At 35.6% G+C, this 18,209-nt stretch carries 15 protein-coding genes and 1 rRNA gene; 9 read left to right on the forward strand and 7 right to left on the reverse strand.

Going from position 1 to position 18,209, the window contains the following annotated elements:
• Position 1: 1 nt before the first annotated feature.
• Genes DTUR_RS03875 through DTUR_RS03885 form a run of 3 tightly spaced genes read right to left on the reverse strand, consistent with a single transcriptional unit; the run spans position 2 to position 3,533 of the window.
• Positions 2-466, reverse strand: a complete 465-nt coding sequence (locus DTUR_RS03875; protein WP_012583134.1) for a hypothetical protein — start codon at positions 464-466, stop codon at positions 2-4.
• A gap of 36 nt (positions 467-502) precedes the next feature.
• Complete coding sequence (locus DTUR_RS03880) at positions 503-1,801, reverse strand: ABC transporter ATP-binding protein (protein ID WP_012583135.1); 1,299 nt, start codon at positions 1,799-1,801, stop codon at positions 503-505.
• Between the two features lie 19 nt (positions 1,802-1,820).
• A complete protein-coding gene (locus DTUR_RS03885; RefSeq protein WP_012583136.1) occupies positions 1,821-3,533 on the reverse strand; it encodes an ABC transporter permease in 1,713 nt (570 codons plus the stop codon).
• 272 nt (positions 3,534-3,805) lie between these two features.
• Here DTUR_RS03885 and DTUR_RS03890 point away from each other — a divergent pair, with 272 nt between their 5' ends.
• Positions 3,806-6,295 (forward strand): glycoside hydrolase family 57 protein, encoded by a 2,490-nt coding sequence (locus DTUR_RS03890; RefSeq protein ID WP_012583137.1) that lies wholly within the window; start codon positions 3,806-3,808, stop codon positions 6,293-6,295.
• Complete coding sequence (gene nfi / locus DTUR_RS03895) at positions 6,270-6,956, forward strand: deoxyribonuclease V (RefSeq protein WP_012583138.1); 687 nt, start codon at positions 6,270-6,272, stop codon at positions 6,954-6,956. Before DTUR_RS03890 ends, nfi begins: the two co-directional genes overlap by 26 nt.
• Here the strand turns inward: nfi and DTUR_RS03900 are convergent.
• A complete protein-coding gene (locus tag DTUR_RS03900; RefSeq protein ID WP_012583139.1) occupies positions 6,924-8,000 on the reverse strand; it encodes a DUF763 domain-containing protein in 1,077 nt (358 codons plus the stop codon). The two genes, nfi and DTUR_RS03900, sit on opposite strands and share 33 nt — an antisense overlap.
• A gap of 56 nt (positions 8,001-8,056) precedes the next feature.
• Between DTUR_RS03900 and DTUR_RS03905 the strand changes: the two genes are divergently transcribed.
• From DTUR_RS03905 to DTUR_RS03925, 5 genes are all read left to right on the forward strand, one after another.
• A complete protein-coding gene (locus tag DTUR_RS03905; RefSeq protein WP_012583140.1) occupies positions 8,057-8,545 on the forward strand; it encodes a DUF192 domain-containing protein in 489 nt (162 codons plus the stop codon).
• Positions 8,546-8,611: 66 nt separating this feature from the next.
• Positions 8,612-8,797 (forward strand): ferredoxin, encoded by a 186-nt coding sequence (locus DTUR_RS03910; protein WP_012583141.1) that lies wholly within the window; start codon positions 8,612-8,614, stop codon positions 8,795-8,797.
• Between the two features lie 77 nt (positions 8,798-8,874).
• Entirely contained in the window at positions 8,875-10,263 is a 1,389-nt protein-coding gene (locus DTUR_RS03915; protein ID WP_012583142.1) for a TldD/PmbA family protein, read from the forward strand.
• 5 nt (positions 10,264-10,268) lie between these two features.
• The gene (locus DTUR_RS03920; protein WP_012583143.1) at positions 10,269-11,582 is read left to right on the forward strand and encodes a TldD/PmbA family protein; all 1,314 of its coding nucleotides are present in this window, start codon (positions 10,269-10,271) and stop codon (positions 11,580-11,582) included.
• A 20-nt stretch (positions 11,583-11,602) separates the two neighbouring features.
• Entirely contained in the window at positions 11,603-12,082 is a 480-nt protein-coding gene (locus DTUR_RS03925; protein WP_012583144.1) for a ferritin-like domain-containing protein, read from the forward strand.
• On the opposite strand, the gene dapF is transcribed toward DTUR_RS03925, so the two are convergent.
• From dapF to DTUR_RS09455, 3 genes are read right to left on the reverse strand one after another with little or no spacing between them, the layout of a single operon-like run.
• Complete coding sequence (gene dapF / locus DTUR_RS03930; RefSeq protein WP_012583145.1) at positions 12,079-12,936, reverse strand: diaminopimelate epimerase; 858 nt, start codon at positions 12,934-12,936, stop codon at positions 12,079-12,081. The two genes, DTUR_RS03925 and dapF, sit on opposite strands and share 4 nt — an antisense overlap.
• A 30-nt stretch (positions 12,937-12,966) precedes the next feature.
• Positions 12,967-13,272 (reverse strand): GGDEF domain-containing protein, encoded by a 306-nt coding sequence (locus DTUR_RS09560; protein ID WP_207285100.1) that lies wholly within the window; start codon positions 13,270-13,272, stop codon positions 12,967-12,969.
• Positions 13,262-14,338: a sensor domain-containing diguanylate cyclase gene (locus DTUR_RS09455; protein WP_207285102.1), complete on the reverse strand. Its 1,077-nt coding sequence runs from the start codon at positions 14,336-14,338 to the stop codon at positions 13,262-13,264. Before DTUR_RS09455 ends, DTUR_RS09560 begins: the two co-directional genes overlap by 11 nt.
• 312 nt (positions 14,339-14,650) lie before the next feature.
• On the opposite strand from DTUR_RS09455, the gene DTUR_RS03945 reads away from it, so the two are divergent.
• Together DTUR_RS03945 and DTUR_RS03950 are read left to right on the forward strand one after the other, a co-directional pair.
• Entirely contained in the window at positions 14,651-16,399 is a 1,749-nt protein-coding gene (locus DTUR_RS03945) for an ATP-dependent DNA ligase (RefSeq protein ID WP_012583146.1), read from the forward strand.
• A 210-nt stretch (positions 16,400-16,609) separates the two neighbouring features.
• Positions 16,610-18,157, forward strand: a 16S ribosomal RNA gene (locus DTUR_RS03950).
• Positions 18,158-18,209 lie beyond the last annotated feature (52 nt).

An 18,209-nucleotide genomic window follows, 5' to 3' on the forward strand; every position in this document is an offset into this window, starting at 1 on the left:
ATTAAGATCCCTCCATTTCTTTTAAATAAGAGGAAGAAAGATAGGGGAGAAGAAAAGAGATGGGAATAAGGGAAGTGGTTATTTTTAAGGGTAAACTCTCTTTTAATATAAAGGATAAAATTATAACCCCTAAGTTTCCTAGGAAGCTTATCATGTAGGCATTTTTAATTCTTCTGTAGAGAATTTCTTTTATTGTGGGAAGATAAATAAGAAATAAAAACTTTACTGCTATAGCATCTATTAAGAAAAGATAAAGTAGTATGACAAAAAGATCTATAAGAGATAGTACAAAACTCTCTTTTACCTTTTCCCTTGCTGAAAAATAGTACATGACTGAGCTATAAAGTATTGCAAAGATCATTAAGATTAATATTCTAAAATCATCAAAAAAAGCATTTGTTAGGAGATATATAGTCATGAACAAGAAGGTTAAAATTCTCAATCTACTTATTACTAAACTTTGCAAGATCTTATTCCTCCCTTTTATTTTTAAATTATAACATTATTCTTCCTCTTTTTGAACATTTACTAAGAGCTCAGAGGTTTCAGGTAAATATAGTTCATCTCTGTCATCGTCATATTCAAAGAGCTCTGCATATCTTCCCCAATCTATAAGTATATCTAGTTCTCTTTCTGCTTCCTGGGGTGAAAGGTGCTGTTTTAATAAATCTAAGAAGAAGGAACGTGGTACTTTATGATTTGATTTTGATTGTAAAACCTTTACAATTTGCTTTAGAAATGGTACTTTTTCTATAGCGAATTCTTTGAAAATCTCTTTTCTTTCTAAAACATCTGCTTCTGAAAATTTTTTACCTGCTTCTGTAAGGATTAAATCTCCTTCTTTGACTTCAGCAAAGCCTAATATCTCGCAAGCTTCAATGATAGGTAAGAGGTCTTCTACGTCCATAAGAAGTTCTTCTCCTAATTTATATATGTCAGCCTTTCCATCAAGGTCATTTACTAATTCTACAAGTCCGGTTATGGATCCAACACTTGCTTGAGGTATATGAAGAGGTCTCTTTTCTCTTGCTATAATTCTTTCTACAGGTTTTCCAGTTAATACTCCATATATTTCGTCTACGATATCCAAAAACTCCTGAGATTTTTTATCTCTCCAATGAGGTAGATCGATTCTAACTTCTTTTATTATCCTTCCTGGATCTTTGCTAAGAAGTATTATTCTGTCTGCCATATATACTGCCTCTTCAATGCTGTGAGTTACAAGAATTATAGCCTTTGTAGGAATTCTTTTTTCTATCCAGAGTTCTATTAAGTCATTTCTTAAGTTCTCAGCGGTTAAAACATCAAGAGCAGAAAAGGGCTCATCCAGTAGTAATATATCAGGCTCCATAACCAAGGCTCTTGCAAAACCAACCCTTTGTTTCATTCCTCCAGAAAGTTCTTTAGGATAGGCATTCTCAAAACCATCAAGCCCAATAAGATCTATGGCTTTAATTGCTTTTTCTTTTCTTTCCTCTGGTGGTACTCCTTTTGCTTTAAGACCAAGTTCTACGTTCTCAAGTACTGTAAGCCATGGAAATAATGCAAAATTTTGAAAAACCATGGCAACTCCAGGATTTACCCCTTTTATCTCTTCACCCTTGTAATATACTTTCCCCTTGTTTGGTTTTAAAAGCCCAGCAATTACTCTTAAGATGGTAGATTTTCCAGAACCTGATGGTCCAAGTAGAGCGATAAAATCTCCTTCGTTTACTGTAAAGTTTATATCATCGAGTACTGTTATTTCTCCTTCAGGGAATGTAAAGCTAACAGTTATATGTTCAAGCCTTAAAAGCTCCATTATTATCCCTCCTTAAACTTTAAGATAATAACTCTTCGGATTTTTTAAATAGTCTTTTCCAGAATAATCTATTTATAGTGACCACCATAATAGCCATAACCAGGGTACTTGCTGCAAGAAGTGCGTTATCACCTTTGCTTGACGCTTCGGTAATAAGAGCTCCAAGCCCTTTTATTTTGTATATTTGATTTTGAAACTCTATATATTCGGAGACTATACTTGCATTAAAAGCTCCTCCCATAGCAGTGATACCGCCGGTCACAACAAAAGGCAAAATGGATGGAAGGATAAGTATTCTCCATCTATCTATTTTACTTAATTTTAATAATGCACTTATTTCTATGAGGTCATTGGGGATGGACATACCTCCTGCAATAGTATTAAAAAGTAAATACCATTGGGTACCCAAAAGCATTAATATAATGCTTGCTATATTTAACCCTCCTGGGAGATTTATAAGGTACATGACTATTACCGGGAAAATTGCTGTTGCTGGGACAGAGGCTACTATTTGAACTACAGGTTGGATTAATCTTGATAACTTTGGATTCATACCAATCCTTACCCCTAAGGGAAGAGTCCAGGAGAGGGCAATTAATACTGCAGTAGTAACTCTTAAAAGAGTGAGAAGGGCTGAATAAATTATGTTTTTCCACATAGGTAAGGGTAAGGTTATAATCAACCTTAAAAGTCCAATAAAGCCTCTTAATACTAAAGCGATCGTAATAAGAGAGATAAGGGTGATAAATAATTTCGAAACTATACTTGCTTTTCCTTCTTGAGTTCCTCTTTTGTTATAGTAAAGCACAAAAAAGTTTTCTAATTTTTCTCTTAACGGGAAAATAACCTTTTTATATAAAAAATCAAAAATGCGTGATCTTCTATACCATAAAAGTACTCTTGAAGAATAATATCCTTCTGCCTGAACATATTCTACTTTAAATTTTTGACTCCAGGCAAGAAGGGGTCTCCAAACTAATTGATCTAAGAGTACTATAACAGTAATTAAAGCAAATAGCCCATAAAATATCTTTAAAAGATCCCCTTTTAAAGCTGCGAAGGATAAATAGGATCCAAGTCCTGGCAGAACAAAGTTTTGATTAGTTAGAGTAAACATTTCGCATGCCATTAAAAAGAACCAGCCTCCAGCCCAAGACATCATACTATTCCAAATTAATCCGATAGCAGCATAAGGAAGCTCTAAATACCAAAATCTTTGCCAAGGATTTAGCTTAAGTAACGAGGCTGCTTCTCTTAGATCTTTTGGAATAGAAATTAGGGATTGATAAAAACTGAAGACCATGTTCCATACTTGTCCTGTAAAGATAAGAATTATAGAAGTAATTTCAAGTCCTAATTTTGAACCTGGAAACATAGCAATGACCGCCATAAATACTGGAGGAAGAAAAGAAAGTACTGGAATAGATTGTAATATATCAAGAAGGGGTATAAGAATTTTCTCAAGACTCTTTTTGTAAGCAGCAGTGTAAGCATAAACAATGGTAAAGACTAAAGAAATAAAGTATGCAAAAATCATTCTTAATAAAGAGAAAAGAGAATAAAGGGGAAGTTTTTGAGGAGATAAATCTAAACTAATTATTTCTGTAGGCTTTGAATATATGGTATTGAGGGAGGATATAGCATAGATAATACTCCCTATGAAGAGGAGTATTATTATATCTCCAAAGGAAAACCTCCTGTACTTTACTGGAGACCAGATTACCCTGGACATTTTCTCTGGCCTCCTTTAAATAAGGGAGAGAGCTTTCTTCTTTCCATGTTATTTTTTCTCCTTTCTTTTTATTCTTATAAACGAACAAGAAGTATCTCGGGATAGTGTCCTCACTGCTACTCATATATCTTTCTCTCTCCCTCCCTTCCTTTTAATGTTTTTTTTGTTATAGCACTATAGACTTTTAGCGTCAATTAGAATTGAAAAAAATTAAATTAAAATGATATGATATTTAACAAAATTAACACCTTTTAGTAGGAGGCAAGACAAAAATGAGCAAATTATATGTCAGTTTTATATGGCATATGCATCAACCTTATTACAAAGATAATTCTGAGAATTTATCCATGTTTCCCTGGGTTAGACTTCATGGCATAAAGAATTATTACAATATGGTATCCATACTAAAGGAATTTCCCAAGATAAGACAGACTTTTAATTTGGTTCCAGGTTTGCTTTTACAAATAAAGGAATATTTAGAAGGAAAAACCACCGATTTGTGGTTGGAGAAAACCCTTAAAAGGGTTTCTGAATTAGATGACAAAGATAAGAAGTTTATTTTAGATAATTTTTTTCTCCTTAATAAGGAAAAAATGGGATTTATATTTCCACGCTTTAAAGAGCTTTATCATAAAAAAATAAACCGAGAAGAATATACTCCTCAAGATTTTTTAGATTTGCAAGTATTGTATAATCTTGCATGGTTTGATCCTGACTTAAGAAAAAGGGATTCTTTTTTAAATCATTTAGTAGGAAAGGGTAGAAATTTTACCGAGGAGGAAAAAAGAAAACTTATAGATAAGCAATTTGAGATATTAGGGAAGCTCTTTTCTCTTTATAAAACCTTACAGGAATCTGGACAAATTGAGATAATTTTTTCTCCCTTTTTTCATCCCATTATGCCTCTTTTAATAGATATTAATAGTGCTAAAGTGTCTACCCCAGAACTTCCTCTTCCCTTTGATTATTTTTCTTTTATAGAGGATGCTGAAAAGCAGCTTCTTCTTGGAAAGGATTATTACAAGGAGATATTTAATAGAGAATCTTTGGGGATATGGCCCTCAGAACAGGCGATAAGCCCTGAATTTATAAAGCTTATCTCAAAATTTGGTATTAAGTGGTTTGTGTCTGATGAAAAGGTTCTGTTTAAAAGTTTAGGGGAAAAAATAATAAGAGACAGAGAAGGATTTATAAGTGAACCAGAAGTTCTTTATAAGCCTTACAAGATAAATTTAGGAGGTAAAGAGGTATTTGGAGTTTTTAGAGATCAGTTTTTGTCAGATAGAATTGGCTTTGTATATATGAATTATTCTCCTGAAGATGGAGCTAAGGATTTATATTCTCGACTTTTAAAAATAAAAAAGAGTCTACCTCAAAATTTAGAATTTCTTGTAACCATTGCTTTGGATGGTGAAAATTGCTGGGAATACTATGATAATGATGGAAGAGAATTTTTAAGAAACCTTTATAGTTTGCTTTCTGATTCTGAAGAGATTGAAACCACAACGGTAAAAGACTTTATTGAAAAAACTCAAAACTTTGGAGAGCTTAATAATGTCTTTACTGGTTCTTGGATAAATGCGGATCTTACTACTTGGATTGGAGAGATCGAGGAAAATGTAGCATGGGAATATTTAACTATTACGAGAAAGCTTGTGGAGAAAAGGGAAGACCAAGTAGACTGGATAAGCCTTATGGCTGCAGAGGGTAGTGATTGGTTTTGGTGGTACGGGGATGATCAGGAATCAGGATATGACGAAATTTTTGATGATATCTTTAGAGCTCATTTGAAGAACGTATATAGATCTATTGGTAAAGATTATCCTTCATTTCTTGATTTTCCTATTGTTTTTAGAAATCCATTATGGAGGAATAGAAAATCCTTGATTTTTACCCCTCATATTGATGGAATTATAACTTCCGAAGATGAGTGGGCTCTTTCTTCTTTAAATCTATTGAGAAATAATAAGGGCAAATTGGTAACGGGATTGTATTTTGGATATGATTTTAAAAATCTTTATTTTCGGCTTGATTTAAAAGATAAAGCAATAAATTATCTTAGTGAGGATTATCGAATTTTTATCAATTTTTATTCAAAAGATAAAACTGATTATACTTTGAGTCTAAAATTAGAGAAAAACCCCACTGATAATGTTCTAATAGGGGTAAAAGATATAATTGAAATTGGTATTCCTTGGGAAAAATTTTCTGGATTTGATAGAAGGTCAAAGATTTATTTTGAAATTGAGTTATATAAAAATACTGAAAGAGTAGAAAAGCTTGAAGATGAAGAAAAGTTCTTTTTTAGAATTCCTAATTTAATGGATGAAATTATCACAAAGCTATTCCTTTCAAAAAATCCTTCCCAAAAAGTTGAAATTTCAACTATACTTATCAGTAGAAAAAATTTATATAATCTTTACTCCAAGATAAATGTCACTCAGGATATTCTTCAAAGGGATTTTACGGAGGTAGAAAATAGGGATAAAATTTTAAAAGTCACAAAACATATATCTCTGAGGGAGCTTTTATTCCTGATTCAATCCATTAATGATCTTAGAGCTTTTGGTTTTTTAAATGGATATGTTCTTTATCCTATAGGAAAGGTTAGTAAAATAGATGGTATATATGTATTAGAACCTAAAAATATTTTGGTTAAATTTTTAGAAAAGTATGTGGAAAAAGAAAAATTAGTTATTCCTGTTGAGAAGAACAAATTTGGGAGAATAGAAATATATGGATTGGGGACGGGAATTTTTTAAGTGGAGAGGATACGAAGAGACAGTAAAGCTTCAAGAAGAGCTGAGTAAAAAGATAATTTTAGAAGATAAGTTTAAGGAGTTAAGATATATTGGAGGAGTAGATACTTCTTCCTTAGGGGAGAAGATAGTAGGGATAATCACTATACTGGTTTTTAAAACTTTGGAGCTTGTAGAAATTTCGGTAGCTCTTTCTGAGGTTAATTTTCCATATATTCCAGGTTTTTTGAGCTTTAGAGAAGGTCCGGTAATCTTAAGGGCTTGGGAAAAATTGAAGATTAAACCTGATCTTCTCATTTTTGATGGACAAGGTATAGCCCATCCTCGAAGATTAGGAATAGCATCTCACATAGGTTATGTTCTTGATGTCCCTTCTATTGGTTGTGCTAAGAATATACTTGTAGGGTTTTATAAAGAGCCAGATAAGAGAAAAGGCTCTTTTGAGTACATTTATCATAAGGGTGAAATTGTTGGGGCTGCTGTAAGAACCAAAGATAATGTAAAACCCGTATTTGTATCCTTAGGACATAAGATTTCTTTAAATACCTCTATCGATATTATTCTAAAAACCTCTACAAAGTATAGAATACCAGAGCCTGTTAGGTTAGCCCATCTTTATAGTAAAAGAATGTTAAATTCGGAAATAGAAGGAGAGCCTTTTTAGCGTTTCAAGTTCTTCTCTTCTTCCTAATTTTGCATTTTTAATTGCTCTTTCTAATATCTCAATGGTTTTGTCGTAATTTTTTTTATCTACTGGGTATGGGTGTCCATCTTTTCCACCATGAGCAAAAGAGAATCTTGCGGGGTCTTTAATACTTGCTGGAGCATCATAAACTAATTCACTTATCAGGGTTAAAGCTCTCAGAGTTTTTGCTCCTACTCCTTCTTTAAGAAGAACTTCCTGAAAATCCTTTGGTGGAGCCTCGTAGGTTTTTAACAAAATTTTTTTTAGGTTTTCAGATTTTATTTCTTTAGGGGTTATGGGATGATAAGAAGGAAGTTTCAGAGAAACTTTATTCCATAAGCTTATTACTTTATTGGGGTCTTCTTTCATAAGAGTTGTAATAATTTCTTGAGTTTGTTTACTTTCTTTTGCTACTAAGTTTACAACATAGTCCTCAAATTTCTGAGTAATTATTCCTTTGTGAGGCTCTTCTGTAAAGCTTTTTAGCTCCTCCCCAAGCCAATGATACCTTCTTGCAAAGTTATTTTTATTATTCATGCCTTGTTGTATGACACACCAAGTTCCTTTCTTTGTGAAAATTAAAAGATGGTGATATAACTGGTATCCATCTTGAATAGCGTTATTATCCACCCTTGCTACAATTCTACTTATAAAAATCCACTTTTGAGGATCAAAACCCTCCTTTTCCGCTAATTTTGTTATCTCTTCAGGGGTATTAAGAGCAGTTTTACCTTTTCCTCCTACAATATAAAGTCCTATTTCATGGGACAGCTCTCCTAACCCCTCTTTAAGGGCGGCACCAGTAGTGGTAGTAAGACCACTTGAGTGCCAGTCAAAACCGAGAATACACCCTAAGGCCTGAAACCAAAAAGGATCTGATAATTTTCTTAAGAATTCATCTGTTCTGTTTTCTATGGCAAAAATAAGAATGATCTCTCTTGCAAGCTTTTTCATTCTCTGAAAAAGCCAGGCAGGAGCTTTTCCTGAATGAAGAGGCAATTCTGCAATTTCTCTTTTGAACATAATCAATTATAATTATAGCTGAAATATTTAGTAAAAAGAAGAAGGGAGAAAATTATATGAAAAAAAGAACAGTTCTTTTCTTTATTGTTTTTATAGTTTTATTAGTTATAACCATGTTTTCTCTCTTTTCCTTCGGGAAAGGAAATTTAAGTAAGTTTCCTCGTGGGAAACTTTTAATAACTCAAGAAGGAAGATCTCTACAAATACCTATTGAAATAGCAGATAAGGAGGAATTGTGGACATTGGGGCTTATGTATAGAAAAAGTATTCCGTGGGAATATGGAATGCTTTTTGTATTTCCTTATGATACAAATGCTGGATTTTGGATGAAAGATACCTATGTACCCTTAGATATAGCCTTTATATCAGCAGACGGAATTATTTTTAATATACAAAGAATGGAGCCGTGTAAAGATCAGGAGAATTGTCCTGTTTATTACAGCCCTAAACCTTATAGATATGCTTTAGAGGTAAAGGCTGGATTTTTTGAAAAGTATGGTTTTTCTTTGGGAGCAAAAATCAAGTATTGGAAAGATGGTAATTGACTTTTAAATTAAAATTTTCTATGCTTTAAGAGATATTTTTGAGATTTTTAGAAGGGAGGTTTAGAAATGAGTGCACCAAAAGTAGACAGAGATCTTTGTATTGGATGTGGAGTTTGTGCTTCCTTATGTCCTGATGTATTTGAAATTGATGAGGAAGGAAAAGCAATAGTAAGAGAGGGAGCAGACTGTGAATCTGCAGGATGCTGTCAAGACGCTGCAGATTCTTGTCCAGTAGGAGCTATAACTCTCTGAAATTTAAACTTGAAATTAATTTAAAGGAGGGAGGGAAATTTTTCCTCCCTCCTATTTGATTTTGGGGGTAATAAAAGGTGATATCTAAAAGTGCGTTGGAAGAAATTCTTGACATTTCTTTAAGCAAAGGTGGGGATTTCTCAGAACTATTTTTTGAGGTAAATAATTCTCTTTATTTCTATTTTGATGATAATAGATTGGAAGAAGCAGTAGTAGGAGAAGATATAGGCGTAGGACTTAGAGTTATTTTTGGGGATAGAACTTTTTATGGTTATACTACTGACGTATCTTTATTGGGATTAAGAAAACTAGCTCAAAATTTGGCTGAAGCTGTATTCTTAAGAGATCAGAATATAAAAGTTGTTTTATCGGATAAAAAGGAGTATGGAATAAGACCCTTGAAGGATAAGGGAAGTTTTGAGATAAAAGAAGTATATGATATTTTGAGAATGATGAATGAAAAGGCAAGGAGTTATGATTCAAGAATAGTACAATTTACCTCGGTGATAAGGACTGTGGATCAGAAGGTTCTTATTGCAAATACAGATGGGGATTGGGTTGAGGATAGGAGAGTAAGAACTGTGGTATATGGACTTTCTGTCGGATCTTATAATGGGGTTATTCAAACAGGCTATGAATCCATAGCAGGAATGGTAGGTTGGGAGTTATTTACCGAAGAGGTTATTAACAAAATTCCTTATGAGGCCTCAAGAAGAGCTATTTTGCTTCTTGAGGCAAAAGAAGCTCCAGCAGGTGTCATGCCTGTAGTTATATCTTCTAAGGCTGGTGGTGTTCTAATACACGAAGCGGTAGGCCATGGTCTTGAAGCAGATTTGGTAGATAAAGAAGTTTCGGTTTATAAGGACAAAATTGGAGAAAAGGTGGCTTCAGAGCTTGTTACTATGGTAGATGCGGGAGTACTTGAGGGAATGTATGGATCTTCAGGTGTAGATGATGAGGGAGTTAAGACTAATTATAATGTTTTAATCGATAGGGGTGTTTTAAAAGGGTATATGCATTCAAGGATTACTGCGAAAAAATTTAATGTGCCTCCTTCTGGTAATGGAAGAAGACAAAATTTTCGTTATCCTCCTATTCCTCGAATGACTAATACTTTTATTTTGCCTGGAGAAAGTAAATTGGAGGACATGTTACAGAGATTAGAAAAAGGGATATATGTAGTAAAAATGGGAGGGGGTCAAGTAGATACGACTTCTGGAGACTTTGTTTTTGCGATAGAAGAAGGGTATTTTGTTCTCAATGGGGAGATTAAATATCCTATAAGGGGAGCCACATTAATAGGAAATGGACCTAAGGTTCTTGAAAAGATTGAGATGGTAGGGAATGATATTGGTTTTGCACCTGGGACTTGTGGCAAGGATGGGCAAGGAGTGCCTGTAACTGATGGTATGCCTACCATACTCATATCAGAGATTACTATTGGTGGCACTGAGAAGGGAGAGTAATCTTTATGAATGTGGGTTATTTGTTTGGGTTTATTGAGAGTTTAAAAAAACAGAAGATAGACTGTGAGGTATTTTTTCAGGAAAAAGAGAAAAGCACTTTGATAATTTCAAGACAGGAAGTAGAAAATTATCAAACTTCCAAGGAATACGGGATTGGTGTGAGGGTTATAAAAGAGGGAAAACATGGTTTTGCTTATACTACGAATTTGGAGGAATTAAATGAGATAATACAAAAAGCGATAGAGGTTTCTCAAATAATGGAGGAGGATAGAAATTGGCAATTCTCTAAGGAGTTGATTTTGAAAGATACCAAATGTTACCCTGAAGAACCCTCTCTTCAAGAAAAAATAAGTAGGTTATTGGAATTAGAAAGAGAAATTTATTCAAAAGACAAAAGGATTAAAACTGTAAGGAATGTGGTTTGGGAAAAAACTCATGAGAACAATAAAATATTGAGTACTACAGGTTTATTCTTAGAGTATAATCAGCAATATCAGTATGTTTATACGGAAGTTGGGGCTTCTGATGGGATAAATGAGAGAAGTGGTTTTGATTTTGATGTGGCAAGAAGTTGGCAAGAGCTTGAATTGGATAAATTAGTGGATAAGGTAGTATGGCAAGCTACAAGTTTGTTAGGAGCCTCACCTAAGAGAACTCAGAGTGTAGATATAATTCTTCCTATGGAGCGGGCTGGAGAGTTCCTTGAACTTATATCAGAATTATTTTCTGCTGATAATGTACAAAAGGGAAAATCCATATTAAAGGGGTTTTTGGGAGAGAGAGTAGCTTCTTCGGTTTTGAATATTATAGAAGATCCCTTTTGTGGAGAAGCTTTAGTTCCAAGGGCTTTTGATGATGAGGGAATGAAAACCTGTCGTAAATACTTTGTGAGAAATGGTATCTTAGAAAATTATGCTTATAACATTTATACCGCAAATAAAGAGGGTAAAATTTCTACAGGAAATGGAGTTAGGGGATCATTTAAAGCTTTGCCTCAGGTAGGATATTTCAATTTGTATATTGAGCCTGGGGAAAAGAGTGAGAGGGAACTTATAGAATCAGTAAGAAACGGTGTTTATGTGATCTCTTTAATGGGACTTCATCTTGCTGATACTATTTCTGGGGATTTTTCTTTGGGGATTGAGGGTTTGTGGATAAGGAATGGAGAATTTTTAGACCCTGTAGCAGAAATGACCATTTCAGGCAATTTAAAAGATTTTCTAAAAAATATTTCTGGAATTGGGAATAAATTAAATTTTAAGGGGAATATAAATTCTCCTATGTTAAAGCTTGAAGATATTATCTTAGCAGGAAAATAGTTTAAAGGGAGGAATTGTTTATGTTAAGGATGTTTTCTTCTCAAGATTTACTTGAAATGGCAATGCATATTGAAGAGGAGGGAGAGAGATTTTATAAACTAATGGAATCAAAAGTAGAGGATGAAAACTTGAAAAGACTATTTAATTATCTTGCTGTGGAAGAACAGAGGCATGCTTTAACCTTTAAAGAGATTTACTCCCAAATAGAAAAAGAAGGTTTTATCTCTGCTTATCCCGACGAAGAAGCTAACAAATATCTACACGCTTTTGTGGATTCTCAGGTCTTTATTGACTGGGATAAACTTTCATCAAGGACTGTGTGGAATTTGATGGAAGTTTTAGACCTTGCTATAGGTTTAGAGAAGGATTCTATTCTCTTTTATTATGAGATGGAAAAATATATTCCTGAGAAGGATAAGGTAGTCCTTCATGAGATTATTAAACAGGAAAAAGCACACCTTTCTCAACTTACTGAATTTAAAAAAGGAATAAAGAGTTAAGTTTTTAACTTAAAAAGAAATTCTTGAGAAAGTTCTCCTTTAAATACTTCTTCTGCAGGTCCAACAAGGTTTACGGACCAATCAGGATTAATTTTTACATGTAATACCCCACCTGGCATTATTACCTCAACTTGATTATTTACTAATCCTTTCTTATATGACGCTGAGGCGGCTGCGCAGGAACTACTTCCTGAAGCAAGGGTATATCCTGCTCCTCTTTCCCATATTCTTATTTCTATTTTATCTGGACTTAAGACTTTTACCATTTGTACATTTATTCTGTTGGGAAACATCGGATGATTTTCTATTTTGGGACCTAAGGATTTAATTTTTTCTTCATTAATTTCATCCACAAAGAATACACAATGAGGATTTCCAATAGAAAGACAGGTAACTTTTATTGTCTCATCATTAATTTTTAATTCTTCATCTATTATCTCTCTTTCTGAGCCTAAAACAGGAATTTCGGAGCTTTTAAAAGTTATTTTTCCCATTTCAACCTCAATACTTTTTGCTCTTCCTTTTTGTTCTTCTACTATAGAGACTTTGACCTTTCCTCCAAGGGTATATATATAGAATTCTTTTTCTGTAGTATATCTGTAATCGTATATATACTTTGCCAGTATCCTTATGCCGTTTCCGCTTTTTTCAGCCTCACTCCCATCTGGATTAAATATTCTTACTTTAAATTCCTGATTGTTTATTTTTTCAAGGATAAGTATTCCATCAGAACCAATTCCATAATTTCTATCGCATATAAGACGTACATTTTTCTCAGTTAAGGGAAAGTTTATTTTTTCTTTATCAAATACAATATAATCATTTCCAAGACCATGGCTTTTTATAAACTCCATAACTTACCTCCTATTTGTAGTTTTTTAAACTTAAAATACAACTTTATTTTTACCATATTCTTTTGCTTTGTAAAGATTTTTGTCTGCTCTTTGAATTAAAGAATCAATACTTTCATTGTTTTCTATATTTGCAACTCCAACACTAACAGTTATTTTCTCGTCTATTCCAAAGTTTGCTTCTTCAATTTTCCTGCGAAAAGCTTCTGCAACAAGGGTTGCATTTTGGAGATTGGTTTCTGGAAGGAGAATTAGAAATTCTTCTCCTCCCCATCGGGAAGCAATATCGGATTTTCTTATATTCTCTCTTATAATTTTCGAAATTTTTTCAAGAACCATGTCTCCTGTTAAATGTCCAATAGGTGTCGTTTATTTTCTTAAAATCATCAATATCTATTATGATTATAGAGAAAGGACGATTATATCTTTCCCAAATATAAAGGCATTTTTCTAATTCTTGATCCATTTTACGTCTGTTGTAAAGACCAGTTAAATCATCTTTTATTGACAATTCCTCAAGTTTTTTGTTAAGGTTTGACAACTCTAAATTCTTTTTATACATTTCCTTTTCAGTTATCCCTTCTATCTCTTTTGCTATACTTCTAATTTCATTATCAGGATACTTATAAACATCCTTTTCATAAGTTTGATTCAAAATATTTTCTATTCTTTGTTTTAAGTGCTCTACAGGTTCTATGACTTTGTTTATAGTAATTCTATTTACAATAACTCCTAAGATAATCGAAAGCAATAGAGCAAAAAATAAAGGAGGAATTATTCTTCTTAAAACATTATCCATGACTTCTGATTTATTAACAACTGTGATAATAGTCCAATTGAGATCGTTAAGCTTTGTGTAATAGGCTAATTTTTGTATGTTATCAAAGGTATATTCAAATTCTCCTTTAGTTTCATTTAAGTTTGGAATAGGAGTAATTAGATCTTTTAATTTTTTGAAAAGGAAATTTGTGTTAGGATGGAAAATTATCTCTTCATAGTTATTTACAATATAACTATATAAGGAGTTATATTGGCTTTTTTGAGTATTTAATAATTGGTTTATCTTATCAATATGAGTATCCACAGCAATGACTCCTACTATTTTATTATCATCATATAGAGCTTCACTCAAGGAGATAAGCCATTCTCCTGTTTTTGCTTCAGTGTACGTTAGACCCTTTGATATATCAGGAGCGCTTTCAACTGCTGCTAAATACCAAGGTCTTATCATAGCTACATATCCTGGAGGAGGAGTATAGTTATATATAATCAAAGTGTTAGTAAAATAACCGGAGTATAGGTAGTTTATATCCGGATCGTGCCTTTCGAAAAGGTGATAGAGCCTTGCTAATTCTTCTCTCTCTACTACTGAGCTTATATCCTTTTCTAACTTTTTCAGGCTCACTTAAAAAATCAATCACTATTTGGAATTTTTTAAAATACCCATTTATGGAATTTGCTATCGCTTCATTTTCAAGTCTTAATATCGTTTTTACATTGTTCGTTTCATTTTGATACAAAAGGTAACCTAAAGAAATTCCCAAGAGAATCGTTATAAAAAGATTTACTAAAATAATATTAATATTAAATTCTCTTTTGAGGCTTTTCTTCATAATTAACATTTAATTATAACTTTAAATTATACGAACGTCAAACGTTTTCAAATTGTGGTAAAATTATGAAAGGGATAAACTTTTGCCAGAAAGGAGAAAATAATATGCTTTTTGGAGAACTTGCTCAATATTTTGAAAAAATAGAGAAAACTACTAAAAGAAATGAGATGATGGAGATTCTTGCTGATCTTTTTAAGAGAGTTGATAAAGAGGAAATTGAAAAGATCATTTATTTGTTAAATGGTAGAGTTGCACCTGATTATGAAAAGATTGAGTTTGGAATGTCTGAGAAGTTAGTTTTAAGAGCCATGGCTTTAGCTTTAAAAGTTCCTATATTTGACCTTGAGAAAGTGTATAAAGAAGTGGGGGATTTAGGGGAATTAATAATCAAGTATTCCCAAAATGAGGGAAAGGACTTAACAGTGGTTGAGACCTTTAACACTCTGTTTGAAATTGCAAATTTGTCTGGAGAGGGAAGTGTGGATGCTAAAGTAAACAGACTTGCTTTTTTGATAAACTCTTTGACTCCTCAAGGTGGGAAGTATTTGGTGAGAATTGTTTTAGGAAAATTAAGGCTTGGTGTTGGAGAGCCAACGGTTATGGATGCTCTATCTTTTGCAAAGGTGAAAGATAAGAGTTTAAGACCTTTCATTGAAAGAGCTTTTAATATTACTTCTGATTTGGGATATGTGGCAAAGGTTTTTTGGGAAGGGGGAATCGAAGCTTTAAAGAAGATTAAAGTAGAAGTAGGAAAACCTATAAGAATGGCTTTAGCAGAGAGGGTTTCAAAGGTAGAGGAAATTGTAAAGAGGTTAGGAAAATGTGCTATAGAGCCAAAATTTGACGGTTTTAGATGTCAGATTCATAAAAAAGAAAATAATGTGAGAATTTTTTCAAGAAACTTAGAGGACAACACCCACATGTTTCCTGATCTTGTGGAGGCTGTATTAAAGCAGTTTTCTGATAAAAATGTTATTATAGAAGGAGAGGCTATTTCGTATAATCCTGAAACAGGGGAGTTTTATCCTTTTCAGGTCACAGTGCAAAGAAAGAGAAAATACAATATCTCTGAAATGGTAGAACTTTATCCTTTACAGCTTTTTGCCTTTGATATTTTGTATCTGAATGGCGAAGACATTACTTCACTTCCTTATATAAGAAGAAGGCAAAAATTAGAAGAGGCTATCTCAGAAGGAGAAAAGATATTTGTTACAAAAAACATCATTACTAATGATCCTAAGGAAATTCAAGCCTTTTTTGAGGAATGTATTACCGAAGGATTAGAAGGCATAGTCGCAAAAAGATTAGATGCTCCTTATCAAGCAGGGATTAGAAATTTTAATTGGATTAAATTGAAGAGATCCTATCAAGGACATTTAGCGGATACTGTAGATTGTGTGATTTTGGGATATTTTAAAGGAAGGGGACATAGGGCTAAATTTGGTATAGGTGCTCTTCTTGTAGGAGTTTATGATGATGAAAGGGATCTCTTTAAAACCGTAGCCAAGATAGGTACAGGACCAACCGAGGAAGAGTGGGTAAGATTTAGAGAAGTACTTGATGAAATAAAACTGGAGAGTAAGCCTAACAATGTAGAATCATTAATTGAACCTGATGTTTGGGTAGAACCAAAGTATGTAGTGGTTATTCAAGCAGATGAGATAACCAGAAGTCCTGTACATACTTGTGGTAGAGAATTAGATGGGTTAGGCTATGCTTTAAGATTTCCCAGGGTAATTGGTTTTGTAAGGGAAGATAAAGGTCCTTATGATGCTACTACCGTAAAAGAGATATTGGAAATGTTTAGGGGTCAGAAGAAAGAGAAGGTTGAGGAAGATTCTGATAATTTGTAGATCTAAATATTTATATTAAAAAAAGATCCCAATACCCTCTTGCAAAGTTAGAGGGGGATGTGGTAGAATTTAAAGCGCCCGATGGAAAGGGGCGGCTGAACCTTAGACAAAGGGAGAGAGAAGGAAGAAGGAGAAAGAGGAAAGGGAAGCGGTCGAGAGAAAAGAGCGAGGATTAAACCTTCCGAGGAGGAAGGTTATAGTTATTATAACCGGATGGAGGGTTTGATCCTGGCTCAGGACGAACGCTGGCGGCGTGCCTAAGGCATGCAAGTCGAGCGGTAGCTCCTATTGGTTAAAGCCGATAGGAGTGAGAGCGGCGCACGGGTGAGTAACACGTAGGTAACCTACCCCAGAGAGGGGGATAACACCTCGAAAGGGGTGCTAAACCCCCATATACTTACCGAGCGAGATGCTCAGGTAAGGAAAGGGTATAGAGGGGTAACCCTCTATGCTGCTCTGGGATGGGCCTGCGGCCTATCAGCTAGTTGGTGGGGTAAAGGCCCACCAAGGCTAAGACGGGTAGCCGGCCTGAGAGGGTGGTCGGCCACACTGGGACTGAGACACGGCCCAGACTCCTACGGGAGGCAGCAGCCGGGAATCTTCCGCAATGGGGGAAACCCTGACGGAGCGACGCCGCGTGAGGGAAGAAGCCCTTCGGGGTGTAAACCTCTTTTCTCGGGGAAGAAGGCATGACGGTACCCGAGGAAAAAGCCCCGGCTAACTACGTGCCAGCAGCCGCGGTAAGACGTAGGGGGCGAGCGTTGTCCGGATTTACTGGGCGTAAAGGGCGTGTAGGCGGCTTAGCAAGTCAGATGTGGAAGCCCCGGGCTCAACTCGGGGAGGACATCTGATACTGCTAAGCTAGAGGGCAGGAGAGGAGAGCGGAACTTCCGGTGTAGCGGTGAAATGCGTAGATATCGGAAGGAACGCCGGTGGCGAAGGCGGCTCTCTGGACTGTCCCTGACGCTGAGGCGCGAAAGCTAGGGGAGCGAACGGGATTAGATACCCCGGTAGTCCTAGCCGTAAACGATGGGCACTAGGTGTGGGGAGTTAGACTCTCCGTGCTGCAGCTAACGCGATAAGTGCCCCGCCTGGGGAGTACGGCCGCAAGGCTAAAACTCAAAGGAATTGACGGGGGCCCGCACAAGCGGTGGAGCGCGTGGTTTAATTCGATGCTAAGCGAAGAACCTTACCAGGGCTTGACATGCAGGCTGTAAGCTCACCCGAAAGGGTGAGTGCCAAATAGGAGGTTTCTCCTATTTGGAGTCTGCACAGGTGGTGCATGGCTGTCGTCAGCTCGTGTCGTGAGATGTTGGGTTAAGTCCCGCAACGAGCGCAACCCCTGCCCTTAGTTGCCAGCGGGTAAAGCCGGGCACTCTAAGGGGACTGCCGGCGAAGAGCCGGAGGAAGGTGGGGATGACGTCAAGTCAGTATGCCCCTTATGCCCTGGGCTACACACGCGCTACAATGGGTGGTACAGAGGGGAGCGAAGCCGCGAGGCGGAGCGAATCCCTAAAGCCACCCCCAGTTCAGATCGCAGGCTGCAACTCGCCTGCGTGAAGGCGGAATCGCTAGTAACCGCAGATCAGCCACGCTGCGGTGAATACGTTCTCGGGCCTTGTACACACCGCCCGTCACACCACGAGAGTCCGCAACACCCGAAGTCAGGCGAAGAGCCTGCCGAAGGTGGGGCGGATGATTGGGGTGAAGTCGTAACAAGGTAGCCGTACCGGAAGGTGCGGCTGGATCACCTCCTTTCTTACGGAGAGAGATAGGAGCTTTCCTTTCTTCTCCCTTCTTCCTCTCCTCC

This window comes from Dictyoglomus turgidum DSM 6724, from assembly GCF_000021645.1.
GTDB classification, from domain to species: Bacteria; Dictyoglomota; Dictyoglomia; order Dictyoglomales; family Dictyoglomaceae; genus Dictyoglomus; species Dictyoglomus turgidum.